Origin of the sequence: Gluconobacter frateurii, assembly GCF_002723955.1 — a bacterium.
Taxonomy (GTDB): Bacteria; Pseudomonadota; Alphaproteobacteria; order Acetobacterales; family Acetobacteraceae; genus Gluconobacter; species Gluconobacter frateurii.
In genome coordinates this window covers 15,264-40,102 of the sequence record NZ_BEWN01000002.1, presented here as the reverse complement: position 1 = coordinate 40,102, position 24,839 = coordinate 15,264, and the positions used below count along the sequence as shown (strand labels likewise).

At 52.7% G+C, this 24,839-nt stretch carries 25 protein-coding genes, 1 tRNA gene and 2 pseudogenes; 14 read left to right on the top strand and 14 right to left on the bottom strand.

Annotated elements, in window-relative coordinates; genetic code table 11:
- The first annotated feature begins 631 nt into the window (after positions 1-631).
- Together GFR01_RS05600 and GFR01_RS05595 are read left to right on the top strand one after the other, a co-directional pair.
- Entirely contained in the window at positions 632-1,987 is a 1,356-nt protein-coding gene (locus GFR01_RS05600; RefSeq protein ID WP_099181658.1) for a beta strand repeat-containing protein, read from the top strand.
- Positions 1,988-2,092: 105 nt separating this feature from the next.
- Entirely contained in the window at positions 2,093-4,882 is a 2,790-nt protein-coding gene (locus GFR01_RS05595) for a glycosyltransferase (protein ID WP_174694670.1), read from the top strand.
- On the opposite strand, the gene GFR01_RS05590 is transcribed toward GFR01_RS05595, so the two are convergent.
- Positions 4,883-5,782, bottom strand: a complete 900-nt coding sequence (locus GFR01_RS05590; protein WP_099181657.1) for a rhamnan synthesis F family protein — start codon at positions 5,780-5,782, stop codon at positions 4,883-4,885.
- A gap of 168 nt (positions 5,783-5,950) precedes the next feature.
- On the opposite strand from GFR01_RS05590, the gene GFR01_RS05585 reads away from it, so the two are divergent.
- From GFR01_RS05585 to GFR01_RS05575, 3 genes are all read left to right on the top strand, one after another.
- Positions 5,951-6,220 carry an HU family DNA-binding protein gene (locus GFR01_RS05585; RefSeq protein ID WP_063904893.1) on the top strand — a complete coding sequence of 90 codons (270 nt, stop codon included), beginning with the start codon at positions 5,951-5,953 and terminating at the stop codon, positions 6,218-6,220.
- A gap of 213 nt (positions 6,221-6,433) precedes the next feature.
- Complete coding sequence (locus GFR01_RS05580; RefSeq protein ID WP_099181656.1) at positions 6,434-6,733, top strand: type V toxin-antitoxin system endoribonuclease antitoxin GhoS; 300 nt, start codon at positions 6,434-6,436, stop codon at positions 6,731-6,733.
- 448 nt (positions 6,734-7,181) lie between these two features.
- A complete protein-coding gene (locus GFR01_RS05575; RefSeq protein WP_099181655.1) occupies positions 7,182-8,084 on the top strand; it encodes a NotI family restriction endonuclease in 903 nt (300 codons plus the stop codon).
- A 110-nt stretch (positions 8,085-8,194) separates the two neighbouring features.
- On the opposite strand, the gene GFR01_RS05570 is transcribed toward GFR01_RS05575, so the two are convergent.
- Both GFR01_RS05570 and GFR01_RS05565 read right to left on the bottom strand, forming a co-directional pair.
- A complete protein-coding gene (locus tag GFR01_RS05570; RefSeq protein WP_099181654.1) occupies positions 8,195-9,349 on the bottom strand; it encodes a DNA cytosine methyltransferase in 1,155 nt (384 codons plus the stop codon).
- 558 nt (positions 9,350-9,907) lie between these two features.
- Complete coding sequence (locus GFR01_RS05565; protein WP_099181653.1) at positions 9,908-10,468, bottom strand: recombinase family protein; 561 nt, start codon at positions 10,466-10,468, stop codon at positions 9,908-9,910.
- Positions 10,469-10,630: 162 nt separating this feature from the next.
- Between GFR01_RS05565 and GFR01_RS05560 the strand changes: the two genes are divergently transcribed.
- The 3 genes from GFR01_RS05560 (at position 10,631) to GFR01_RS05550 (ending at position 12,664) form a co-directional block, all read left to right on the top strand.
- Entirely contained in the window at positions 10,631-11,338 is a 708-nt protein-coding gene (locus tag GFR01_RS05560; RefSeq protein ID WP_244902183.1) for a hypothetical protein, read from the top strand.
- A gap of 64 nt (positions 11,339-11,402) precedes the next feature.
- Positions 11,403-11,789 carry a hypothetical protein gene (locus GFR01_RS05555; RefSeq protein ID WP_099181652.1) on the top strand — a complete coding sequence of 129 codons (387 nt, stop codon included), beginning with the start codon at positions 11,403-11,405 and terminating at the stop codon, positions 11,787-11,789.
- Positions 11,790-11,791: 2 nt separating this feature from the next.
- Positions 11,792-12,664, top strand: coding sequence for a hypothetical protein (locus GFR01_RS05550; protein ID WP_099181651.1), 873 nt, complete (start codon positions 11,792-11,794; stop codon positions 12,662-12,664).
- Here GFR01_RS05550 and GFR01_RS05545 read toward each other — a convergent pair.
- The 3 genes and pseudogenes from GFR01_RS05545 to GFR01_RS05540 all read right to left on the bottom strand — a co-directional run bounded on the left by GFR01_RS05545 (position 12,661) and on the right by GFR01_RS05540 (position 14,738).
- On the bottom strand, positions 12,661-13,971 hold the full coding sequence (locus tag GFR01_RS05545) for a hypothetical protein (RefSeq protein WP_373317626.1): 1,311 nt from the start codon (positions 13,969-13,971) through the stop codon (positions 12,661-12,663). The genes GFR01_RS05550 and GFR01_RS05545 overlap by 4 nt on opposite strands.
- Before the next feature lie 84 nt (positions 13,972-14,055).
- Positions 14,056-14,439, bottom strand: a pseudogene (locus GFR01_RS16225) (relaxase/mobilization nuclease domain-containing protein); the annotation flags it as partial.
- Positions 14,436-14,738, bottom strand: a complete 303-nt coding sequence (locus GFR01_RS05540; RefSeq protein ID WP_099181649.1) for a MobC family plasmid mobilization relaxosome protein — start codon at positions 14,736-14,738, stop codon at positions 14,436-14,438. The gene GFR01_RS05540 and the pseudogene GFR01_RS16225, both read right to left, overlap by 4 nt.
- Before the next feature lie 474 nt (positions 14,739-15,212).
- On the opposite strand from GFR01_RS05540, the gene GFR01_RS15920 reads away from it, so the two are divergent.
- Both GFR01_RS15920 and GFR01_RS05530 read left to right on the top strand, forming a co-directional pair.
- Positions 15,213-15,554: a hypothetical protein gene (locus GFR01_RS15920; protein WP_244902182.1), complete on the top strand. Its 342-nt coding sequence runs from the start codon at positions 15,213-15,215 to the stop codon at positions 15,552-15,554.
- Positions 15,551-15,772 carry a hypothetical protein gene (locus tag GFR01_RS05530; RefSeq protein ID WP_099181648.1) on the top strand — a complete coding sequence of 74 codons (222 nt, stop codon included), beginning with the start codon at positions 15,551-15,553 and terminating at the stop codon, positions 15,770-15,772. Before GFR01_RS15920 ends, GFR01_RS05530 begins: the two co-directional genes overlap by 4 nt.
- A gap of 420 nt (positions 15,773-16,192) precedes the next feature.
- Here GFR01_RS05530 and GFR01_RS05525 read toward each other — a convergent pair whose 3' ends face one another.
- Both GFR01_RS05525 and GFR01_RS05520 read right to left on the bottom strand, forming a co-directional pair.
- Positions 16,193-17,548, bottom strand: coding sequence for a replication endonuclease (locus GFR01_RS05525; protein ID WP_244902181.1), 1,356 nt, complete (start codon positions 17,546-17,548; stop codon positions 16,193-16,195).
- A gap of 307 nt (positions 17,549-17,855) precedes the next feature.
- A complete protein-coding gene (locus GFR01_RS05520; RefSeq protein WP_167384218.1) occupies positions 17,856-18,845 on the bottom strand; it encodes a tyrosine-type recombinase/integrase in 990 nt (329 codons plus the stop codon).
- A 42-nt stretch (positions 18,846-18,887) separates the two neighbouring features.
- On the opposite strand from GFR01_RS05520, the gene GFR01_RS15695 reads away from it, so the two are divergent.
- On the top strand, positions 18,888-19,247 hold the full coding sequence (locus tag GFR01_RS15695) for a hypothetical protein (RefSeq protein ID WP_167384217.1): 360 nt from the start codon (positions 18,888-18,890) through the stop codon (positions 19,245-19,247).
- Here the strand turns inward: GFR01_RS15695 and GFR01_RS16175 are convergent.
- The 6 genes and pseudogenes from GFR01_RS16175 to GFR01_RS05495 form a co-directional block, all read right to left on the bottom strand.
- Positions 19,236-19,340 (bottom strand): annotated as a pseudogene (locus tag GFR01_RS16175) (DUF6538 domain-containing protein); the annotation flags it as partial. The gene GFR01_RS15695 and the pseudogene GFR01_RS16175 sit on opposite strands and share 12 nt — an antisense overlap.
- A gap of 97 nt (positions 19,341-19,437) precedes the next feature.
- Positions 19,438-19,512, bottom strand: a tRNA-Gln gene (locus GFR01_RS05515).
- Positions 19,513-19,581: 69 nt separating this feature from the next.
- Entirely contained in the window at positions 19,582-20,271 is a 690-nt protein-coding gene (locus GFR01_RS05510) for a hypothetical protein (RefSeq protein ID WP_062502763.1), read from the bottom strand.
- Positions 20,272-20,351: 80 nt separating this feature from the next.
- Complete coding sequence (gene proC, locus GFR01_RS05505; RefSeq protein WP_099181646.1) at positions 20,352-21,173, bottom strand: pyrroline-5-carboxylate reductase; 822 nt, start codon at positions 21,171-21,173, stop codon at positions 20,352-20,354.
- Between the two features lie 2 nt (positions 21,174-21,175).
- Positions 21,176-21,682, bottom strand: a complete 507-nt coding sequence (locus GFR01_RS05500) for a type III secretion system chaperone family protein (protein ID WP_007284260.1) — start codon at positions 21,680-21,682, stop codon at positions 21,176-21,178.
- A 201-nt stretch (positions 21,683-21,883) separates the two neighbouring features.
- Entirely contained in the window at positions 21,884-22,174 is a 291-nt protein-coding gene (locus GFR01_RS05495) for an accessory factor UbiK family protein (RefSeq protein WP_010504534.1), read from the bottom strand.
- A gap of 82 nt (positions 22,175-22,256) precedes the next feature.
- Here GFR01_RS05495 and rfaD point away from each other — a divergent pair, with 82 nt between their 5' ends.
- From rfaD to pgeF, 3 genes are read left to right on the top strand one after another with little or no spacing between them, the layout of a single operon-like run.
- The gene (gene rfaD, locus GFR01_RS05490; RefSeq protein WP_099181645.1) at positions 22,257-23,237 is read left to right on the top strand and encodes an ADP-glyceromanno-heptose 6-epimerase; all 981 of its coding nucleotides are present in this window, start codon (positions 22,257-22,259) and stop codon (positions 23,235-23,237) included.
- 11 nt (positions 23,238-23,248) lie between these two features.
- Positions 23,249-24,055: a prolipoprotein diacylglyceryl transferase gene (lgt, locus tag GFR01_RS05485; RefSeq protein ID WP_063904935.1), complete on the top strand. Its 807-nt coding sequence runs from the start codon at positions 23,249-23,251 to the stop codon at positions 24,053-24,055.
- Positions 24,048-24,821, top strand: coding sequence for a peptidoglycan editing factor PgeF (gene pgeF, locus GFR01_RS05480; protein WP_099181644.1), 774 nt, complete (start codon positions 24,048-24,050; stop codon positions 24,819-24,821). The genes lgt and pgeF overlap by 8 nt, the downstream gene beginning before the upstream one ends.
- Positions 24,822-24,839: the final 18 nt, after the last annotated feature.

Here is a 24,839-nt window from a genome sequence, read left to right as displayed (position 1 = left end):
TTGGTCCAAGCGGGGAGACAGTAGGATAAGAGGCCTGTTTGACTGTTTGTTTTTTTTAAGCAGTGACGCCAACCAACACAGAACGCGTATGGCTTGCTCTTCACAAGCGAGCGTTGGAGCATTTTTTTCTGTTCCTTTCGAGTGAGTTGAAAGGAAAAGGGCCAGTTCGGCCAGAGCTTGGTCTTGGCGAGCGGGGGAAATGCAGGGCGAATGATCAGTCACGGGATACAGCTTAAGGATTCGAAAAGAATTGCACGAGGGATACTGTGAAACAAAATATTTAACGTGCTCCATAATACTCTGTTTTTTTGCAAAGTATTGAGTTTTTTATAATGAATGTGCGCCGTAAATTTCACGTAGTCGTTGCAACCTTTGCTAAAATGCAATCTTGTGCTCAGGGGCATTCCAGCCCCAGCTCATTCTGTGGCTTCGGCGACGGAACGAGATACAAGCACTGTCTGCGGGTCTGTATGTTATCTAAATGAACGCGGGACATTCTTACGGATGCCAAAGCGGAATCCTGATTGCTTTTTGGGAATAGGCTTTGATATATGCAAGACTCGTCGCTCGATCATTTGGGTGGTCTGAGGGCCGCCAGTGCGAGGCAACCTTTGTTTAGGAGTGCATGGTAATGGCAATCACTACCGTGGTTGGCGCCTCCGGCCAGACCCTTGCGGTCACGGTCGATGGTGCACAGGCCCAGGCTCTGGCCAGTCAATATTCGTCTGCTGTCTCAGGTGTGAGCGGTCTGACGAGTTATGATCTGGTTCCAGGAAGCAACAGCTCATTTTCTGCAGGTGTTTCTCAGGGTGTTATCACCCAGAGTGGCAGCTACAGCATTAACGGTGACGTACAGTACATCGCCGCTGGCAGCTATGCTGCCCAAGACACGCTCAGTGGTTCCGTTTCCATTGATCTGAGCAAGGACACAGCATCGTCTGTCAGCCTGCTGACGGGCGCATGGGATGGTGCAACTGTTATTGCTGGCAACCAGAACGGTTCGTTCGTGGGTGGCGTTGGTAACAACGTGTTCCTCGGAACGGGCAAGACGGGTAGCTGGAACATTGCTACGGGTTCCGGAAACGACACGATCCTCGGAACGAATGGCAACACGACCATTGACGGTGGAACGGGTAACAACCTGATCTATCTCGGCAGTGGTACGAACGTTGTTCGCTCTGAAGGTCAGGACACGATTGACGGTTCCAACGGCACCGACACCGTTACCCTTCTTGGCGGCAGCTCGGTTGTTAACCTGCATGCAAATGCAACGGTTTACGACACGACTGGCTCCAACAGCGTGACTGTTGGTAACAACAGCTTTATCACGGGTGGTAGCTCCAGCACGTACTTCACGACTGGTGCAAGCGCTACGGTTTCCGGTGGTCTTAACGATACCATTTCTGCTGCAGGCGATCTTCAGCAGATCCGTGGTACGGGTAACACCATCAGCGTCGACGGTTCGCTGTCCTTCCTGAATGGTACGGGCAACACGACCATTACGGCTGGCAACGCAACGATGTTCGGTGCGTCTGGCCTGAATGCTCAGTTCGACGGCACGTCAGGTTACAGCCTGTTCGTGGGTACGGGCGGTGATGAAACGATCTCTGCCGCTTCTTCCCACGGTGTTCTTCAGGCCTTCGCTTCCAACGGCGGTAACACGACCGTTGTTGGTGGTACGGGTGCAGACACGCTGGTTGGCGGCACGGGTAACGCAACCTTCACGGGTGGCTCGGGCAGTTCCAACCTGTTTGCTCTGAACAACGGCACTGCCGGTGGTGACTACACGGTTACCGACTTTGGCAGCGCAGCTGGCAACCTCATGGCTCTGTATCAGTACGGCCTGCAGAACAACAATGGTCTGCAGAACGTTCTGAACGCAGCAACTGTGGCTGGTGGCAACACGACCATTGCTCTGAGCGACGGCTCCAAGATCACCTTTGTTGGTGTGACGGATCTGAAGGCTTCGGACTTTGCTCTGAGCTGATCTAGTTTGTTAGTTCGCTAACATCTATAAAAAGAGCTGGGTTCGAAAGAGCCCAGCTCTTTTTATTTGTACTTAACAATTTCCGGACTTTGAGCTTTTTGTCTGATGACCGTGCCGATTAAAGATGTAGCGCTTCTTCCTGCTGAAGTCGAAGAGGACTCTCAGAAGGTTCTGCTGGAAAGCTATCGTAGCTCTGCCCGGCTGAACGGTATGCGTGCTGATGGCTTACAGGGCGAGAGCGCTCATTTGCGGCATCAGATTTCCCTGATTCATCGTTCTCTGTCCTGGCGCGTAACCATGCCCCTTAGGGCAGTTCGCTCTCTTAGCCTGGGACGCTTGCCATCTGGGCGTCCGCTCAAGGAGTTGCCGGAAAGGCTTTCTACCCTTTGGGAAGAAGGTGGCGTCAAAGCGATCGGCCGGGCGGTTGAAAAGCGCTTTCCCGTTCGGGCTCGGGGGAATAAGAAAACCAAGTTTTCTCCACAGCGGGGGCAACCATCTCCTGCGGTGCCAGGTAAGGTAATTGTTCCGGCAGCGTCTTCGAAGCCTGTCTCCCCGTTGTCTGTTTACAGCGATATTCTTGATAAAACCGCAGTTACTCTGGCACCCCGCATTCTTATTATTGCCGAGGTGTCTCTCCGTCAGTGTGCGAAATATCGCGTCTGGCAGAAGCGCGATCTTCTTGAGCGTCTTGGGTGGAAGGTGCAGGTTGTAGACTGGCGTGACATCAATGTTGCCATGTCAGCCTTGCAGATTTGCACGCAGGTTATTTTCTACCGGGTTCCGGGCTTTGACGATGTCATGAAGCTCGTCAAGGAAGCGCATCGTCTGCGTCTTGAGCCGCGTTGGGAAGTCGACGATCTGATTTTTGATGCGGAAGAATATCTGCAAAATGGAAATATCAGTAGTCTTCCGCGGTCTGAGCAGGACTTGCTCATGTCGGGTGTTGTTCTGTTCAAGCGCTGCATGTTGGCATGCGGGCAAGGTATTGCTTCCACACGGGCTTTGGCTCAGGCGATGCGAGATGCCGGGCTGACGCATGTCGATGTGGTTGAGAACGCCCTTGATCGTGAGACACTGGAGATTGCGGCATCGTTGCCTTCTCGTGGGGAAGTGGCGGATGATCGTGTCTGGGTGTCTTACGGGTCGGGCACCAACACGCATGATGAGGATTTCCGGCAGGCTGAAGCGGGGCTTATTGCGGCTCTGGATGAAGAGCCCCGTCTGTGCCTGCGCGTTATTGGTCAGCTCAAGCTTTCGAAAGAATTTGACCGGTTTGGTGACCGCGTCGAGCGTCTGACGGAACTGTCTTATCGCGATTATCTTGCGGCGCTGGCGCAGACGGACATCGCAATTGCACCGCTGGAGCCTACGCTCTTCAACGATTGCAAAAGCAATATTAAGTTCCTGGAAGCGGCGGTGGTCAAGGTTGCTGCCATCTGTTCCCCTCGGGATGCCTTTCTCGCGGTTATGCGCCATGAAGAGAACGGATTGCTGGCGGTCACACGCGACGAATGGAAGAACTGCTTCCTGACGCTCGCACGGGACAAGGCTCTTCGTGATCGGCTTGCGGGTCAGGCCTGGCAGGATGTCACTGAGCGTTATGCGCCTGAATCGATGGCGTTTACGCAGGGCAAGGCTCTTTTCGGTTTGCCGGTGGAGCCGGAGCGCAAGGCACTCCGTGTTCTCATGACGAATGTTTATTACGCACCACGATCCTTTGGTGGCGCGACAATCGTTGTGGAAGAACTGGCTCTCCGTTTGCGGAAAAGCGGCGTCGAGGTTGGGATGCTGACCTCTCGGCCGCATCTGGATGGCAGGCTGTCTGGTAATATCCGTTATGTTGCCAATGGAACTGATGTTCTGGCGGCGATGATTCCGGACGGTAACGACGTTATCGGCTCAATGGATAATCCGCATATGGCGGAGCAGTTTGCAGACTGGTTAGATGCCTATCAGCCGGATGTTGTGCATGTTCACGCTGCGCAGGGGCTAGGAACAGCCATGTTGCGGGTCTGTCAGGAGCGCGGTGTTCCTTATGTTCTGACGCTTCATGATGCGTGGTGGCTGTGTGACCGGCAGTTCATGGTTCGCGGCGACGGGCGTTACTGCTTCCAGACCACGATAGATCAACAGGTTTGTCAGATGTGTGTGCCGCATGCCCGCCATCTGACGGACAGGTGGTTCCTGATGCATCAGGCTCTCTCGGAAGCGGCGCTGTTGATCAGTCCTTCCGAGGCCCATCGTCAGCTTTATCTGGCGAATGGAGTTGAGCCTGAGCGTATTGTGGTGAACCGGAATGGTTTCCGGTGGCCTGAACGTCCTCGCACTCCGCGTATTCCGGGCTCGCCGGTACGATTTGGATTTGTGGGTGGTACGGAAGCTGTGAAGGGCTATCCGCAGCTCAAGAAATGCATGGAATCCCTTGATCGTTCAGACTGGGAACTGGTGCTGGTTGATAACAAGCTCAACCTTGGTTTCAGTTCCATTCACGCGCGGGACTGGTCTGTCAAAGGGCATCTGGAAATCGTGCCGGCATTTAGTCAGAACGGGCTGGATGATTTCTATGACCAGATTGATGTGTTGCTGTTCCCGTCACAATGGAAAGAAAGCTACGGGCTGACGGTGCGTGAAGCGCTGTCGCGGGATGTCTGGGTTGTGACGACAGCGCCTGGTGGTCAGTCAGAAGACGTCGTGGATGGTGTGAATGGCACTCATCTGCCTATTGATGGCCGTGCGGAAACGCTGGCGGCTGCTATTGAGGCTATTCTGGATCAGCCGGGCAAGTTTGATGGGTATGTGAACCCCTTCAAGGATTGTCTGGCGACTTATGAAGCTCAGACAGAACAATTGCTTGGCTTCCTTGAGATGGTCGCCAAGCGTAAAAACAAGAACTGATTATCGACCGAGCAGCAGGGCCGGCAATGCGTGTAGCCGGTCCTCGCTGGCAATCGCCTGTACTAACCGGGCGCGAAAACTTGCCTTTTTGTACTGCGCGCGGGGCGGGTGGTTGGCCAGATACTGAGCGATCCAGTCTGGGTTGAAAAAGGTGGGATCCGGGATTTCCTGACGCCAGAGATGTACGGATGGGATTCCGCTGGGATTGTCTCTCAATAATTCTGTTTTGATGAAGGGGGCTTTTCCTGAACGCAGGACAGCCCGCCAATCCGTGTGCATGGGGTTTATGGCGAGAAGGCGCGCTATGCCGCGTGTGCCGCTCCAGGAGGCGGCCATGTCCATTTCTGCGGCCTGCATGGCCAGACCGAGGCCCAGTTCGCCGTGGAGGACGATTTCCGGCTTGCTCATGTCGCAGAAGGGCTGGTTGAAGACGCGCTGGATGGCGGGATGTTCGAATGCCTGACGCGTCATGACCAGAAACCACGACTGGAGATGACGGTTGATGGCTTCGGAGCGGACCATCCCCCAGATTGGGTGTCGTTCTGCACGCATACGGGTCACGATAGGCAGTAACGGCGTCATCGGGCCGAAAACGCTGTCATTGGCGAACAGGATCTCGTCAGCGCCAGCGTCACAATGTCTTTTGATGAGTTCTTGCCAGGAGCCGAAATCAAGCCCGGCATTTTCCCGTGGATAGAGTTCTGCCTTTATGGGCATGGGGCCGGACGCGAAGCTGAGCTTCAGGGTTTCCAGTCCATGCTGATCCTGTGGTGACAGGCTGGTGACGGCGATATGGATCTCAAAACCACATTCTTGGATCTGGTTAAGAAGGTGGCGGGTATGTGGAGCCAGGGTTCCCGTAGGATCGTGATAGGCAAAAAGACAGACAGAACGCGACATGGAATTCCTACTGATGGGAACGCTGGAGCACCTGCTGCGATTATATCATTGTTCCTTGGTACCGTTGTAAGAAATACTGAGGAATGTTGTACTAAAGAAAGCAAAAGCTTCTGGGTGTTTTGGGATGCAGCCTGAGAGAAAATCGAATCAGAGGAGAATCATGCATCCATGAGTAAAGCATTTCTCGCCGCAGTTCTTCAGGATTCTATTGACTGCACAGGGGTCGCCGCGCAACGGGCCGCGAACGATCTTATAGAAGCGATTATTGACGAGTTGAAGCGCGAAGGCGGCTTCACTATTCCGTCTTTTGGCACGTTCACTGTGTGTGAGACGAAGGCCCGACAGGCGACGAACCCGCGGACTGGTGAGCCGGTTGCTGTTCCTTCCGGGAGGACGGTTCGGTTCAAGGCCAGTCCGGGATTGAAGCAGAATTTGTAGGGAAGTGGTGTTCGTGAAAGAGGTGAGTACTGGCTTTCGGGGTCAGTACTCATTTCTCTGCGTTAGATTTTGATGTGGTACGGGGATAATCCGTAGGGCATCAGAGGATGTCCCTAAAGTAGGTGTTTTTGGGACGGAAGCACCATAATATTAGAAAATATTAGTTGTTTTTTTTGATTCAAACCCCAATTGGGATATTGAGGAGAATATAAAATGACTACATTCATTGTTCGAATTGAACTTCATAATGCGTTTGGCTCTGACTACACAAACTTGCATCACGCGATGTCAAGCGAAGGTTTTTCCAACACCATTCATGGGGATGATGGGAAAACCTATAAATTGCCAACGGCCCAATACTCCGCAACGACGGATTCCACTCTTAATACAGTGTATGACGCAGCCAAAAGAGCTTCTCAAAAAACTATAAATCAAAGCAATACATCTAATAGATTCTCAATATTGGCATCCAACACAAATGGAAATATGTGGATTGGGTTGGACACTATCTGATATATTAAAAAATTTATATTATAATACTGCCATAGATTGAGATTTATGGCGGTTATTTTCTGGCTGTTTTCTGCGGCTCTAAAGTACCGCCATAAATATCAATCTATTGCGGTATTGTAGCATATTTAATAATTTAAAATGAGATAATCAGTCATTTTCTTTCGTGCCGAAATCATTACTTTGATTAAAAAACGCTGATAAAACTATCGACTTGCATTTCTAAGATTGAAAGAAAATTCTTTATCCTTTTGATATGTGCTCGACAATTCGGGATAAATATGATCCTAATCAGGAAAATTCTTCCATGCTGATCAGCCGTATGCATTTAACACCTTATGAATAGCTATGCCTCTGTAGGTATCTGATAGGAAAAACTGAATGTATTAGTAATATTTTTACTTGGAAATAGAAAAATATTTATTAGGAATGATAAGAGGAATCTTAATTCGTGAGCAGAAAGAAATCTACAAAAGCTTTATTGGAAGTTTTCGGATTCGACCCACTGGACCATACTTCTATAGCCCGACAATTCTGGAAATTAAGCGCTTGTCCATTTACTAAAAAATCATGTACAAAATATGATCATACTAGATCCATATGTTATGGTACGTGCTCGGTTACCAATTCTATAGAAAATGTTATCATATGCCCAAATCGATTATATGAACAGGATTATCTTGCAATACAGAGAGTTAGTGAAGATGCTTTTGGTGGAAAAGAATTTTTCTTGTTTGATCAATACATTAAGCATACTATCGATGGAACATTACCTTCTGAATGCGTAGTAGCCCTAGGGCATAACTCTGGAAAAGAAGTTAAAATTACGAATATGAGTATGGATTGGGTTCTGGCATACATAAAAGATGGGGTATTATTAAATTATGTTGGTATAGAGGTTCAGAGTATTGACATAACAGGAAACTATAGAGACGCTTGGTATGCAGCGAAGAGTAAGAGTAATGATATTCCTGCTGCACAGCATGGATTAAATTGGGCAAATGTTCATAAAAGACTTATTCCGCAAATAATAAGGAAAAGCCTTATATACTCCAAGTCAAACCTTGTTAAAAACGGCCTATATTTTGTTGTGCCAGACGCAGTTTATAAGAGATTTGAAAATATTATTGGAGCTGATATTCCGCAAACTCAATCAGTTAATAAGGAAACTATAACCGTTCATACTTATGATTTAGGGCCGCCCCAACCATTTGGTCGGCCTCGAAAGCTTATTCCTTGTCGCTCTCTTCGGTTCACATTGGCAGAATTTTCGGAGCGATTTATTGCAGGTCCTAACCTGCCATCTTCAAGCGTACTAGATAATAAAATAAAAAATATATTAGCATGTAGTTAATTATTTTCCGCTTCGCAACGAAATTCAAAAAATTATAACGTAAGGCGCTTAAGGTAGAGAAATTTAAAAAACTTTTCTACCTTAAATAAAATAGAATGATGGATATTATTTTAGGCAAATAACGGAAGATTGTAGCAGTTTTCAGTATCTATTTTTCTGAGAAAGGCTTGATTCTTTAGTGTAGGTATTTTTTTTGCTATAGCTCTTCCTAAGAGAGGGGGGACTGCATTACCTACTTGAATAAATTGTTCTGTCCTATTCCCTTGAAAGATAAATTTATCAGGGAAAGATTGTAATCTAGCAGCCTCACGAACAGTAAAGCTTCTATTTTGTTCGGGGTGAATATAAGCTCCCCAATGAATGTCGCACTTTGTTAAAATTGTGCAGGACAAATCCTCTTTTTTTGGACGTCCATAGCGTTTTGTATGGTCGCTTCTTTTGGCCTTTTTCATTCCAGCTGGAAGTAATTCAAACGGAATATCTCGCCAGGAACCGCCTTCCGGTATGTGCTCCATCCGTTGAATATTAATAGAGGAGAGACGAGGCGCGGAGTGATTTTCTACTCTGCAAGCGTCTTCTCTTAGTGTTTTTTGAAAACTATTCTCTGGTTTCGAGCGATAACTATGACCATCAGCAGTCTCACCATTTTCCAAAATAGGCAAGTCTGAAATTGCATCCCAAACCGTTACGTATGGCAATAATCCTATCCCATGAGTGGGTTTTGGAAATTTAATAGGGTGAGTGGTATTTGTGGCAATGAATATCATACGCCGTCGTGCTTGAGGGACACCATATTCTTCCGCCTTAAGGACTTGCATATCCACTCGATATCCAAGTTTTTCCATTTCACGATAGATTTCTTCTACAATTGCACCTTTAGCTACGCTTGTTATCCCAGAGACGTTTTCCATAACGAGCCACTTTGGCTTTAACCCCGAAACAATACGAAGATATTCTTTGAAGAGACTGGCGCGTGGATCATGTAGGCCGCGCTGATGGTTGTAGACAGAATAACCTTGGCATGGAGGCCCTCCAATGAGGACATCAAGTTGTCCGGGCCTTAAGCCAGTGCGGAACAGCAAGGATTCAGGGCTCACCTCTTGAATGGGCCCTCCAATAAAGATAGCATCAGGGTGTGTCAGAGCAAATGTTTTCCCAGCATTGACATCTATGTCCTGTCCGGCGAGCACTTTAAAGCCCGCTTGCCTGAAACCTTCGCTAAGGCCTCCTGCTCCACAGAAAAGGTCAATTACCGTTCCACGCATGACGTATTATAATGCCCCAATTTACGATTTGGCGCCTCAGATTAGGCTACACTGTCAGAGTTTATCAGGCAAAGTTCTTACAAGGAAGTGTAGAACAAAAAAAGAACTGATTGGATCTTAACTTTTTATAACAGGAGATTAGGTTTCCATGTCATTGGAAACCTTAAAAATATGTTTATGAGAGGCTATCTTCAGGACGGCATAATTGTAATTTTCCTAGATTCCAGTCACTCATAACCTTTTTGATTTGCAGATCGTTAGGAAGGTTACGCGTGACTGAAACCCCCTTAAGTCTATAAAAAATATCTTTACCAAGCAATTTTTTTCTTCTCAAAATTTATGTATTTTTTTTGGATAAAAATATTTAATAAAGTAAATTAATTAGATATTTTTTCTTATTATGAAAAGAGAATTTTACTAATTTAGGGTTAGAAGAATAGTAGCCTCAATGTATTTGTCAGAAAATCGTCCCAGAAACACCTGATTTGGGAATAGGGTGATTTTGCATGGCTGAGAGTCCGGTTCTGCAATTTTGGTACGGGAATTGCGGGACGGATTTCAGGAGTTCATGGCCCGCCAGGCCGTCATCTTGGAGACGTGCAGGAGTTTCGCGACTTCTCTGGCAGACAGGCCCTGAGATTTGAGACGACGCGCCTGAGCGATGTCCTCGTCTGTCAGCGTCGGCTTTCTCCCGAGGCGGATGCCTTTTGCCTTGGCCGTCTCCAGACCTGACAGCACACGCTCGCGGATGATGTTGCGTTCAAACTCCGCAAATCCCGCCAGAAGCAGCAGGAACAGCTTGCCGCCAGCGCCTGCGGTATCAATCCCCAGATTGAGAATCCTGACAGAAATCCCCCGCTTTTTCAGCACGTCGATGAGGGTCAGGACATCGAGGGCGTTACGGCCCAGACGGTCGAGCTTTACCACCGTCAGCGTGTCGCCAGCCTGAAGCCGTCTGACCAGTTTCTTCAGGGCTGGACGCGATTTCCACGCGGTCGCCCCTGACACTGTTTCCGTCACAATCTGCGTTTCCGGCACGCCCTCTCGCAGAAGGTCCGTGACCTGATTGTCCGTCTGCTGTCGTGACGTACTTACGCGTGCATAGCCATATTTTCCCATAATCCCTGTCCTGTTGTTCCGGGACACCTTTGTGGGACCCTTTCAGGCCCTTCCGGTCTCCTCCCTGAATCATAACAAAATCAGGTGTTTACGGGATATGTTGCAGAGCAATTCAGCACGCACAGGGGGCTGGATGCCGCTCTCACGATAACGGGGGAGGTCATGTTTTTCCCCTGTTTTTCGGAAGGTTTCGGGCACGGCATGGATATCGAACTCTGCGGAAAACCCTTCTGGCTTCACGGAATCCGGGGAACGGTTCACAGCGTCCGCCAGTGGTCTGAAGACATTACGTACCGGCCCCCCGCTAGCAGCATGAAGGTCGGAGATACGCTGTTTGTGGATATTCCTGCCGAGAAAACCTTCTCCACCCGCCACTACCAGAAGTTCTGGGTTCGCGCGTCTGACGGTCGCCAGTTTCAGGTGGATGTGCCGTGTCATGTGGGAGAGGGCCAGCAGGTCTGTCTGGTCTGGGGCAATGTTCAGGGCAAGAAAACCGGACGCATCCTCTATATCCGCAACCTGTCTCTCGGTCAGTCTTCCCTTATCCACAATACCCTGCCGTGGTCGGTTCTGTTTGCCTCCGTGGGCAGAATGACGGTCCGCGCCCTGATGGTTCTGCTTGTCCTTGCCCTGATTCTGAAGGGGGCAGACATCGTCCAGAATCTGGCTGGTCATTACACCCGTCAGGGTACCAATCCGCTTTGGCTCGTGACGACTTGGGTCATGGTCGCTGTCATCCTGTTTGGCGCTCTGTTCGTGGTCATCGGGTTTCTGCGCGTTCTGTGGCGTCTGTTTCAGAACAAGCGACAGGCCATCAAGACCCTCAGCGACACCCTCAACGGCAATCCCCGCTTTCTTGAGAGCCTGTGAAAATGAGCCTCGTCTGGTGCTTCCCGGCTCTGCCTTTCCATCAAAAAGGAAAACCATCTTGAAGATGATGAAAACAGCGGCTCTGGCTGTGATGCTGGGCTGTCTGAGTGCCTGCTCCTCAGCGGGCAATGCCTCCCTGAAGAGTGTGACGGCAGCGGATATCGACCGCTCCATTCGTGATGGTGTCACAACCTCGTCCCAGCTCCGGCAGCTCTATGGTGAGCCGTCCGAAATCGCCAACGAGAACGGTAATGAGGTCTGGACCTACGAATACAGTTCCGACCAGGCAGATGGGCTGTCCGTTGCCCAGCAGGCGGTGGGCCTCGGTTTTCTGGGAACGAGAACGACCTCCAATACGCATGTTCTCAAGGTCACGCTCCACCGGGATATCGTTCTCCATCACAGCTTCATCACCAGCCATGTTGGTGGCGGTAGCGGACTGAGGCAGTAATCATGAGCAGGTCTTTCCTTCCGGCTTTCGCTTTCGTGCTGGCTGCCAGTGCTGTTCCGCTCTCCGGTCATGCCCAGAGCCTGACCCAGTGTCTGCTGGCTCATAATCAGGGACTCATCACACCGGCCTGTGCCCATCTTCTGGGATTGTCCGTGCAACCTTCCCAGCCGCAGACGCCTCCCGACAATGGCGGAGTGCATCTCAGGCAGAGCGTGACCTATCAACCCCTCGACAACGTGTTCGGGCAGGACAGCATTCTTGGCCTCAAACTGGGGATGACACAGGCTGATGCCACCAGCACCATGACATCCTACTGTGGCAAAGCTCCTCAGGTGACGAACACCTATCTGTCCACCACCTACAAAGGGGTCGGGGTCAACACGCAGTATTTCCCCAGCACCCTGACCTGTCAGAAGGGACAGGACAGCCTGACTGTGCGCCTGTCCATTCCTGTCATGGGGGCGGTGGTCACGAAGATTGAACGGTCTGCGTCCTTTCCGATGGAAGCCTCCCCGCATTACGCTGACCTTCAGGCGGATATCGCGTCCAAATACGGTCTGCATCTTCAGCCCATGACCCGCTATGGCACACCGTCCGGGACAGCCTATGCCGGACCGGATGGAAAGGTCGTGACGACCCAGACCGGGACGACTGCGGAAGCGAATGAACCGCTGACCTACACGACACCCCATGAGATGGCCTATCTCTCGGTGACGGTCATTCCGGTCGGTGAAAACCTCTCCAATGTCTCCAGCCTCCGTCTGACACTGGAAGATTTACGGGCTGAAGAGGTCATGTATGCTGAACTGTTCAAACAGATGAATGGCTCGGTCGATGCCAAGCTCTCCGGTAGTACGGTCAAGGCAGCGCTTTAAAGCGAGAAGGTCTGAACGGGAGAACGCTTTTGCCGGGGCTGGTCAGGAGATTGAGTGTCCCTGACTGGCCGGGCGTGTCTCTCGTTCTCCTTCAGTGCTGCCAGACGTCTCAGAGCCTCCTCCGGGCTGGTTCTCGCCAGGAGCAGCAGTTCCACATCTTTTGTGGCTTTCAGATGAGCCACAAGTCTCTCCATCCCGGCTTTCGCTGTCAGGTAACGGCGAACCTCGGGGGTTTTCTGCCATGCCCTGTGCTGACGCTCCCGACCTGACGCCACACGTTCCGCCATCCAGTTCACGGCATAGGCAAAATTGTCATCGTCCAGCAGGTCGAGTTTTCCGACTTCGTGGCGGTCATAGCCATAGCGATGCAGCAGAGCCTCGAACGCGGCTCTGGCTCTTTGGATGTCAGCTCCGTTCCAGAGATTCCAGACACTCGCTTTTTCTTTGGCCTGTTTCCATGCCTGACGGGCTGGTTCCAGTCTCTGTTCCTGCGTTTTGCGAAGAACAGAAGCCTCCCGGCTTTTCGGGTCGGGGTATGGCTCGGACGGCAGGTTCTGCCACTGGCTTTGAAAGCTGGTAAGGATTTCGGTCAGCAGGGCCGCAAAGCGTTTCTGGTCGTGCAGTAATTCACGGAGCTGGTTGTCTCTTTCCGCTTCCTGAGCATTGAAGTCGATGACCGACTGGATTTCCGCGTGTGACATGCCCTCTGTGATGGCAGAGCGGGACGAGTGCAGAAGCGGAGCAATGGGTCCCAGCCAGTGAGGCTTTGGAGACAGAGAGTTCGGAGAAGGGGAGGGGAGTGCAGACCCGGAAGAGGAGCCAGCCTTTTCCTTTTCCTCCGAAGTCTCATCGGAATCCTCAGCTCTCTCGCTATGGGGGTCAACGGGGGCTTCCCCCTTGCCAGTTGGGTCTCGTGTGTCACGAGGGCCAGGGCTGGCTACTCCCTTTTTCTTCATGGCCTCCGGGTCTGTTCTGAGTTGCTGAAGCTCAGCTTTCTTCAGGCCCAGCAGACGGGAGAGCGAGCCCACAAAGACCCCGTTTTCGTCCTTCAGAATGAGAACATCCGGTTTCTTCTGTCCCGCTTCCAGAGACCAGCCACGGTCTGTGAGGGTCTGTTCAAATGCCTGCCAGCTCTGGCTACGGGAGAACAGCTCCCGGACCTCGTATTTGATGTCGAACGGACTGGCGCCCTGTCTCTGGGACAGTTTCGATTGCGGGTCTGACAGGCAGGAGTTCGGAAGCGGTCCTTCGCACAGCCCCTTCAGACGGTCACGGTATTCCTCGGGAACAGCGTGATACACCGCCACGTTATGGCGTCCCCTGGTCAGTTCCAGACCGTGTTTCAGTTCGAACAGACGGGCAACCTTCTCCTGACGTTCATAGCGATGCGAGACATCCAGAACCTTGCCGGTCTCGGCATGCGTGGTGCGAACCAGAAACTGGCAGTGGCGATTGTCTGCCTTGCCATCGTGGCGGGTCTTGGTGTGAATGACGGCAAGACACACATCCGAGGCCTGAAATCCGAACTCTCTGGCGAGCATGGTGATGCAGTCGGCAAACTGTTCGTCGGTCAGTTTCTCTTTCGAAGAGACCTGGAAGTGCTGGACTGCGTTCACTCGATGAAAGGCGGCGGCATCCGCGATACAGTCATCGACATCCTGACGTCTGCCTTTCCACAACAGGATGTGCTCGTTCTCGTCTGTCTTCTCCACAAGATGATGGAAAATGGCTCCTGACCCCGAGGAGGTTCTGATGGGGTTGCTCTTGAGTATCATCGTACCCGCCTCAGAACCCTGTTGATGCGGGCTTTCAGGGTGTCGATGTCAGCAGGGAGGGCAGCGATATCGACCTGCTCTCCTGTGTTCAGTCGTCTGGCTATCTGGTTCAGGTTGTTCCCGATGGCAGACAGCTCACGACGCAAGGCTAGAAGCTCTTCGGCAATCGCAGCCCCCCCTGCCAGTTCGTTCAGCAGGACTTTCCTGCACCAGACAGACAGTCTGCGTGCTCCTGCTGTGGTTTTCAGTCTCTCCCGTTCTTCCGGTTTCACCCGGATATGTAATGTCTCCGTTTTCATGATGCCCCTCGCGCGCGTGAGTCATTATAGCTCTGAGAGATGCAGGGGAGAGTGTATGGTCTTCTGTATTCGGGAGTGATTTCGGAGTGATGCAGAAGTATTTGTATATATAGGTTCATCAAAAAGCATTTATTTTTCGAAATGACCAAATAAATACTTGACATCGAGGTCTGTATGGGCTATACGTCTCCTTGCCCCACAAACGGAGGCGAAAGATAAAGGAAGATGTCATACGTATATAATATAATGAAACAGTTCGAACTTGCGGAAATGAACGCAGTCGAGAGAGTTAAATCCCTTGGAACATCAAGCCATATAGGCAATGCTCCCCTGTCAGTGGCAGAGGTCGAGCGTATTGTTTCCCTCATCAGGACAGACCTGAAGGGACAAGAGTTCACAACAGCAAAACGTGCGAATGCGTAGGCTGAAACTCTTAGAAAATCTGCATATTTGAGAGATGTGAAGCCTGACCATATGCTGAACTTCTTTCTGGATTCACGCATTCCAGCGAGTGAAGTCAGTGCTTTGGGATGGGAGCAGGAAGATATTAAGGCGGAGCGAAAAGGCTTCGGAAACGCGCTCTTTGTTGCGTTGGGATTACTGGTTTTCCGGGATTGGGAACGATATCACGGACATAGCTGGGATTGTGAAACCCAGTATGTGCAGTGGTTTATCCGGTTTGCTCCGGATGAGTTCAATGCAGGGGCATCCATTGCCTTCCATGCCCATTTCGACCTCGGTTTTTCTCTTCTGGCAGAGATGAAGGGCAAGAAGCCTCTGTCCTGGTCCTATGAAGGACAGGGAGGTCAGTCGTGAGTAATCTTGCTACCACAACCACCGAACTATGCCGCGAAATGAAAGCTCTGGAAGCGGAAGCCTCTCGCTTTAAAGAAGCACGTCTCCTTTTTGAGATGTGTGGTAAAAAAGATAAGGCTCAGGCTTTGGGTAAAAGAGAGCAAAAGATTAGAAAACTCATTCGTTCTTTTGAGTGTGTGACGAGCCATCTCGATGAAAAGCGGGAACTCGATGACTAGAGGTGTCAGCGAGGTTATGAGCTGATGTGCTCATTTGGCCGCCACCTTCACTTATAAGGTTTTCTGGTAAATGAGAGGCCTCACGGAATGTGAGCCTCTCTCCATAAAAACAGTAATTCTGCGCCGTTAGGCTCTTTTTTGCGTGGAAAATATTTATGTCTGACAGAGCGTGCGCGCCAATTGGTCTGCTTTTGTCCAGTAACGCGCTCCCACAGGGCTTTCCCGGTGCATAACGATGTCCAGAGACACAAGGCGTAGATTGGCAAATCCTGCAATTCAGGAGCAGGCGTTTCCTGAAATGGAGAAACGTGGCGACAGGAGGTATGGCCTTGAACCGCGACCTACCGACACTTGCGTTCGACCCCGCCCTTGCCCGTTTCTGTCCATTCTGCACTGTGTTTCCAGTCAGATTTCAATGTCCTATGCCTCTGTAGGTGGGGGCTGACTCCTGGAACATAGCCGTTCGTAAGGGAGGCCAATATGGGGGACACCTTCTTGGTAATCATTTAAACAAGTTGGAACAAAATCAGAATGAACCCCTGTTTTCCCTGCTGAAACCTGATGTCTGACCATGGAGGTCTGGCTGACAGGGGATGTATTGAAATCCTTCACTGTCCTGAAATGCATGACATGCACCAGAGCAGTCAGAACCCTTGGCATTCCTGTGCGGACATAATGGAAATCGGGATGGCGTGCTGATATTCGGTTTACTCTCTCATCGGAAAATCCCCGCATCAGAAGCAGTGCTGTTCCGCCAAAGGCTTTCCGCTTTATCAGTCTGTGAGCTGTGGCAATCCTGGCATCTGACAGGGTTCCGTATCGCTTGCCTGCGTAGATACTCGTGTAACGGGCTCGGATGTCGCGTGTCAGACCGATGAAGGTCAGACTGGTCTCAGGCTTGCCGTAGTCCTTGGTGAGATAGAGGGAGACGGACAGCACATCGCGGATGTCCTTGATGGCTTCCGACTGTCGTTCAATCTCGTTTGGGAAGGCCTGAAGTATCTGCTCCTCAAGCCATGCTCTCTGTGTCGGGTCGATATAGAGCTGGATATGATAGTGAGGTGTTTCGTCGTCCTGGAGTTCGAGCGCTGTCATGCCCAGCAGGAGGACATCTTTCTCCCGTGCCTTGCGTCTGACGGTTTTCCAGCGTCTGGAGATTTCTGCCTTGGCCTCTTCATAGGAACAGGCGTGATACTCTCCGGGTAACGTGAGGGTCAGGAACAGCCCCTGATAGCCCAGAAATCCGGTAGCAAAATCATGCAGGCTGTCGGCTATCGCCAAAGTGACGGCATAGTGTTTTCTAAGCTGCCACTGACGCAGCGTATGCGCTGACAGGCCAGTATTCGGATTCTGTCTGTCTGGAACCACGATGAAGGACTTGCTGGCTGCCAGCTTCTCGTCATCAAAGGCCTTCTGAACCCTGTCGTGCTCAGGGGAGAGTTCCAGCATTCTACGGAGATTGCGGCGTAACCTGTTGGCTTTGCGTGTGAGAACCTGCCCTGTGATTCGCTGGGTCTGCTTCAGTTCACTGTATGACTGGGAAAGAAGGTCAAAGCTGGAAACGAGGTCTGGTGACAGGGTTTCAACCCAGTCCACGACTTCCATGGCGACCTGTTCGGTCTCTTCGAAACAGGCAAGGAACGCGCAGTTTTCTGCGACCTTGCGGGTAATTTCGTTCTTGTAAATCCCATGCAGGGGTAACAGCCTGCGCCAGACATCGGGTCTGGTGGTTCTTATCCAGTGGTCTATCTCGGCATACTGCACATCATCCTGCATCTTCCCCCGTGTAATCGTAGAGAAGGGCAGAATGGTCTATAATGGTTCTGTCGTAGAAACATGTCGTACTTCCTTCTCCTGACTGGTCTCCGGGATGTTTTCCAGTCACGAGAGGGAAGTATAGCAGACAGTTATGCAGTTTTGTTTCAGTGCAGCGTTATCGGTTTTTTATTTCCATGGGGTCCCAGCTTTCGAACTTCACTGTTCGAACGACTTTCATTAGGTTCGATGGTGTTGTCCCTGCATTGTAATGGCTTCCCATTCCGGCTGTTTCATGGCCCAGAATCTGGTCAATCCACTCTACCGGCTAGTTCAGTCCATCGCTTCGGTGACCAAGCATGGTTCGGAACAGATGTCGGAAACTGTGAAATGTTGTCTCACGAGGCAGACCCGCATCTTTCTTGAACTTGCTAAACCTTTGAGAGAAAGCCGCTCCATATTTATTAGTGGAGGCAGCATAAGGAAGGTCGAAAAATATCCGGTCTCTTTTGGATTTCTCGCAGTTTTTGGCGCGTTCAATCAATCCGGTAGAGTTCTTGATATAGGAATGAACGGGAATGAGACGTTCACCGGCCTCTGATTTTGGGTTCCAGATTTCCTTCCCATCCGCATCTCGATGAATCCGGATATCGAAACAGAGAACACCCTCAACTTCATGAATATCGCATGGGCGAAGTCTGCAAATTTCTTCCAGCCTCATGCCTGTATAGGTCGCAACGGATATAATCTGTCTGACTGTGTTGATATTAATCCGTGGCTTCCACAGGGTTTCCATGAGAGCTGCCAGCTCTGTTTCCTTGAACGGCCTTCTGTCCACGGTCTGTTCGTTAATGGCCGTTACCATATGCTTCGACCAGATATCGTATTCCTTCTTGTCGTCCAGTTCTCCAATCGAGATGGCATAACTCCAGATTTCGGCCATCTTGTTGATGTGTCGGCTCATCGTGTCTGTTGATAAAGTCACGTATCCAGGATTTCGCGTCCGGTGGTATGCGACAATTTCTCCCAGAGTCATCGTTTCTTCTTTGGGAGATTTCCCCCAGTATTTGGGCATCTGTCTCAAGACGTTGATGAAAGCTGATGAGTCTTTACGGGTAAAAGTATGCAGCTCACGGGTGGTGTCAGTGAATCTGCCAAACAGACTGCACGCGGCTACAAAGTGGTTATAGGTCTCTATGGAGACGCTTGCCCTCTTAATTTCCAGATACCTGTTGGCAATGTCTCTGAAGGGGACCGAGGAGATTCTTGACGGAATCTGGTGGTGCATGACAGGAGCAGCGGGAGCCTGCTGGCTCATATCGGGTATCTTGGAGATGGCCTGACCCAGCAGGGCTAACAGTTGACCTTCCCGCTCATGATTGCCTGCTGCTTTGGCAGCTTCCAGTTCTGCACCCAGACGCTGGATTTCGTTCAGAAGGTGAGCGTTTCGGCCATCCACGTCCTGCACGAACTGCTGAAGGAATCTGTCAGAGGCTCCCGAGAGATATTTTTTCTTTACGTCAATTCCGGCACTAGCTCCTGCCAGCCAATCCTCTTTGAAATCCGACGGGTGGAGCTTCACCATCTCCAGAAGGTAATTCTTAAGGTCAAACTTTTCAGGCAAGGCACCACCACCCGACAGGAAACAGAACAGGTTCTCGACCTGTCCATATATCATGCCCGCACGGGACGTGGCGTCTCTCTTCCTGTGCGTGCCTAGAGAGAGCCAGATTTCAGTCTGCCCCAAAACATCACGAATATGTGAAGGGACTACTCTGCGGAAGTGGTAACAGCCATTTTTTCGTTTGAGCATTGGAGCCAGTTTTGGGGACGAAAATGGAGAAAAGTCCCAAAACTCAATTTTTTACCCGAATAAAATCCGTTTGATATCAATGATTTATATCGGAGTTTGGCTGGGGCGGGAGGATTCGAACCTCCGCATGGCGGAATCAAAATCCGCTGCCTTACCGCTTGGCTACGCCCCAGCAGACGCGTTTCAGAAACGCGCTGGAACGGCTTTTAATCCGAACCAGCATGTCTCGTAAAGCCCAATATCAGGATTCAAGTTCCAGTTCGTGATCGGGCAGGCCGGTGTTGCGCATGGCGTCGTCCATTTTACGACGTGCGGAAGCTTTGAGGACGCCGAGCCGTTCGGCGCGGTTCAGGGCGCCGTCGAGGGCAGCCATGGTGCTGCCGAGATCCTGGCTCTCGTCTTTTTCCCAGGCGCGCAGGGCGTGGCCCCATACTGCGGTCAGGGCGTTAACGCGCCAGAGGCCACCCAGTCCAGAGCAGTCCATGCCTGCGGCGTCTGCCAGCCAGCGCATGGAGTCCATGGTGGCGCCCGCCAGAAGAGCAGCGAGGGGAGGATCGTAAGGGAGGGCGTGCAGGACGGCGCGGACGCCTTCGCGGTATTCTTCGAAAATATCGAAGCGTCGCATCATCAGGTCGAAGAGGTATTCGCGCAGGGTGCCGCCGTTACCGTCGTCCCGGAGCGCGCTTTCGTCTGCCAGTCGGCCGAGGCGGAGGAGGAGCAGGGGTTTGACGGGGTAGCGGGAGCGCACGGCATCGACCGGCAGGCCTGCGTCACGTGCGGCATCCACGAGCGAGAACCGGTGCCAACCGTCCGTTCCTGCCAGGCTTAACGCGGATTGCAGGAGGGCGATGTCGAAGGCTTCCCTGTCCAGTTCCGGTGTGCTGTCTGGTGTCAGCTCATCGGTGTCAAATGGGTCCTGCCGTTCTTCCATTGCCGGTCTCCTGTCAAAAACATGTTTCTTATGGTGGGAGCGTTTGCCTGGGGCGGCAAGTTCCCACCAGAAAGAAACGGTTATCCGGCGAGTTCGTCGGCCCGTTTTGTCGCGGCGTCAATGGCTTTTGCAATATTTGCAGGCCAGGCGTCGGGTGCCATGAGGACGCTCAGGGCTGCGGCGGTTGTTCCGTTGGGGCTGGTGACGGCCTTTCGGAGGTCTTCTGCGTCATCGGGCAGGTCGTCGAGCATGCGGCCTGCGCCGTAGATGGTGCCGCGTGCCAGACGGCGTGCTGTTTCCTTGGAGAGGCCGTGGGCTTGCCCGGCTTTTTCCAGCAGTTCTGCGAGGAGGAAGACGTAGGCTGGTCCAGATCCGGAGACGGCTGTTACGGCGAGGAGGTCTTCTTCTTTTTCCACTCGGACCACGTCGCCCACGGCGAAGAGGAGCTCATGGCAGAGTGTGGCCTGTTCGGTTGTGGCGTTGGGTGGAGCGTAGAAGCCGCTGATCCCGGCGCCGATAGCCGAGGGGGTATTGGGCATGGCGCGGAGGACTGGGATTTCTGCTCCGGCTTGGGCTGCTGCTGAAGCGAGCGCTTCGCAGGTACGACCGGCCATGACGGAGAGAAGGGCTGATTTCTGGAACCGGCTTCCGAGAGCTTTGCCGATGTCTTCGATGGTTTTGTCCGCGCCTGCTGGCTTGACGGCGAGAACAATGATGTCGGGTGTGAAGGATGCCGGGATTTCGGCGGGGGTGTTGGCGATTGTCAGGGTGTCGTCCGAGCCCGTTCGGTGACGGTCAAGGACGACAATTTTTGGAGGTGTGGGGGAGGCGAGCCACCCGTCGAGTAGCGCGCCTCCCAATTTGCCACAGCCAGCCAGAAGGATTGAGGGCGTAGAAGGCAAGGTCAGGCGTCTCCAACACAGTCTAGCATTGCGGCATCCAGTGCATCCTGAGGGGATTTTCCACCCCAGAGAGCAAACTGGAAGGCGGGATAGAATCTTTCACATTCGGACATGGCGATGTCGATCAGGTCTTCCATGCTTTCACCAGGAAGTGTGGCGACGCCGCGCATGAGGAGCGTATGGCGGAAGGCTGGGGTTCCGGTTTCGGTATCGATCGTGAAATGGCCGACCCAGAGGCGGTTATTTGCCAATGAAACCAGTTCGTGGACATCGGCGCGGCGTGTGGCGGGAGAGCGGAGGTCCAGCGTGCAGTTCAGATGCAGCGCGGAGAGTTCGTCCGACCATGTGAAGTAGAGAGAATAATCACACCACTGGCCTGGGGCCTGGGCTGCCATTTCGGACTGGCCGAGGCGTTCGAACTCCCATTCATACAGGCCCATGACCTGTTCCATGATGTCGAGCGGGTGGGATTCGGTTTCGGTGGTGAGTGAGGTGCTCAGGGCAGGCATGTCGGATCTCCCAAGGCCGTGGAGCCTGGCACCGGCCGTGCGCCGGTGCGGCGCTCCAGATGTCTGCGTCTGGGGGCAGGGTGCCTGCCTCCAGCACTCATCACGTTATGGGGCCTTTTGAGACTGCGCAAGTATTACGAGCATCTTCAGTGAGTTCGTACGAAGATGTGTTGCAGTGCTGGCGCAGTCGAATGGGCTGGATCAGCCCTGCGGGCCGCCTTTTTCTTCTGTTGCCAGTTCTTCAAGGGCGGTCAGGCGCGATTCGATGGCGGCAAGGCGGGCTTCTGCTTCGTCCTGTGCCATGCGGGCGCGGGTGGCCATTTCCTGCACCGCGTCGAACTCGTCCCGGCGGACCAGTTCGAGAGAGGTCAGAATTTCATCGACGCGGGTGCGGATGATGGAGTGCAGTTCTTCGCGGGCACCGGTAACAGCGGAAAACGCATTGCCGGCGAGGCCTGCGAGGTCGTCGAAGAAGCGGGGTCTGTCAGACATGGGAGAAACTCCTGCAGAGAGGCGGCGTGTCGTGTGTGGCGCGTCGCTTGGATCGTTTTCGGGGGCAGACTATACAGGAAGGATGATTATCGTCACCGGCGGAGCCGGATTCATTGGATCGTGCCTTCATGCCGCCCTGCGTCAGCGCGGGCTGCGGACGGTTATCGTGGACCGGCTGCATGAGGGGGTGAAGTGGCGGAACCTGGCCTCGCATGCGCCCGATCAGATCATCACGCCTGAGGCGCTTCCGGGTTTCCTTGAAAAAGCGCCAAAGATTGAGGCGGTGTTCCATATGGGAGCCATCAGCGCCACGACGGCGCGGGATGGGGATCTGGTGTGGTCGACCAATGTGGCGTTGTCGCAGTTTCTCTGGCGCTGGTGTGCGCAGAATGATGTCCGGATGATTTACGCTTCTTCGGCGGCTACGTATGGTGCGGCGGACAAGCCTGAGATGTTCCGGGATGGTCTGGAGGCGATTGATCCTCTGAAGCCACTCAACCTTTATGGCTGGTCCAAGCAGGCGTTTGATCTGTGGGTGAAGCGGGAGCTTGCAGCGGGGCATCCGGCTCCGAAGCAGTGGGCTGGGCTCAAGTTTTTCAATGTTTACGGACCGAATGAATACCACAAGGGGTCCATGATTTCGGTCGTGAAGGTCAAGTATGATGATCTTCAGCGTGGGGCAGCCGCTAAGCTGTTCAAATCCGATATTCCCGGCCTGCCGGATGGTCAGCAGAAGCGCGATTTCATCTGGGTTGGTGATGTGGTGAATGTCATGTTGTGGCTGTTCGACCATCCGGATGTCAGTGGGCTGTTCAACTGTGGAACCGGCGTGGCGCGGAGCTATCTGGATCTGGCTTATGCGGTCTGTGACGCGGCGCATCGGGCTCGGGATGTCGAGTTCGTCGAGATGCCTGAGAAGCTGCGGGGGCAGTACCAGTCCTATACTTGTGCGGATATGAGCCGACTGCGGGCTGCGGGCTATGATCTGCCGTTTACAACTCTTGAAGATGGTATCCGGCAATATGTCCGGGATTATCTTTCCCGATCGGAGCCAAACCTTTGAGCCAGCCACTGATGTTCCCGGGGTTTGACCCTGTTGCGTTCCATGTCGGGCCTTTGCCTGTGCGGTGGTATGCGCTGGCTTATATGGTGTCTTTCATCATTGCTCTGCCTATTGCGCGGCGGTTGAATCGTCTTGCGCCAGAAGTAGCGACGAGTGAGCAGGTCGATGATTTCCTGTTCTACGCCATTCTGGGTGTTTTGCTGGGTGGTCGTCTTGGGTACGTGCTGTTCTACCGGCCTTTGGATTATCTCGCGCATCCGGTGGACATTATCAAAACATGGGACGGCGGGATGTCGTTTCATGGTGGGGCCTTGGGCGTCATTCTGGCTCTGGCGTTCTTCTCCTGGAAGAACCGTCTGAGCTTTCTGGCTTTTGCTGACCGTATTGTGCCAGTTGTTCCGATCGGGCTGGCGCTGGGCCGGTGTGCGAATTTCGTGAATGGGGAATTGTGGGGGCGCCCGGCGTCTCCGGATCTGCCTTGGGCGATGGTGTTTCCGACGGGTGGGCCGGTCGCGCGGCATCCTTCCGAGCTTTATGAGGCGCTGACGGAAGGTGTTCTGCTGCTGTGCGTGATGTTGTTTGCGGCATCGCGGCCCCGACTGCGGGGGCATTTCGGATTCCTGTCAGGGTTGTTCCTGTTCGGGTATGCCTGTGCACGGAGTTTCTGTGAGTTCTTCCGCGAGCCGGATGCGAATATTGGCTTTCTGGCGGGCGGCGTGACGATGGGGCAGATCCTGTGCATTCCCATGGCGCTGGCCGGGATTGGACTGATGACCTACGCCTTTCGTCGCCCTCGGCAGGAGACGGCACATGTCTGAGGCTGTTCTGGGGAGTGATCTGCTCGGCGTGCCGCATGGGTTTTTTACCCGTCTGGGCGGCGTTTCTCCCAAGCCTTATGACAGTTTGAACTGTTCTCTGTCGTCCCCTGATGATCTGGCTAATGTGCGGGAGAACCGGGCGCGCGTGGCTCGGCAGCTTCAGGTTGAGCCTGATATGTTGCTGGGTCTGAAGCAGACTCACAGTGACATTACAGTTCCTGTAACTGTCGAGACGCCTCTCTGGGTCATGGGTGCTGGGCAGAATGGCGATGCGTTGGTGACAGACCGCCCTGATGTGGGTGTCAGCGTCATTACGGCGGACTGTGGGCCTGTGCTTCTGGCGTCGGGCGATGGCCGTGTTGTCGGGGCTGCTCATGCAGGGTGGCGCGGGGCTGCTGGCGGAATTCTGGAATCCGTTGTGGCGGAGATGGAAGCTCTTGGGGCTTCTGAAATCCGGGCTGCTGTCGGGCCGTGTATTGGGCCGGAAAGTTACGAAGTGGGTCCGGATATGCGAGAGGCAGTTCTGGCGCAGGATCGGGACGCTGAGGCGTTCTTCCGTTTGGCAGAGCGTGCCGGGCATTTCATGTTTGATCTGCCTGGTTACTGCGCTGCGCGCCTGCGGGCCGCTGGGGTTCAGAAGATCGAAGTGCTTGGCGTTGATACACTGACAGATCAGCGGTTCTTCAGCCATCGGCGCCGGACGCTGGCAGGCGGGGGCCATATTGGGCATCAGATTTCGGCCATTCGACCCCGTCTTTCATCATAATATTTCTGCGGCATTGTA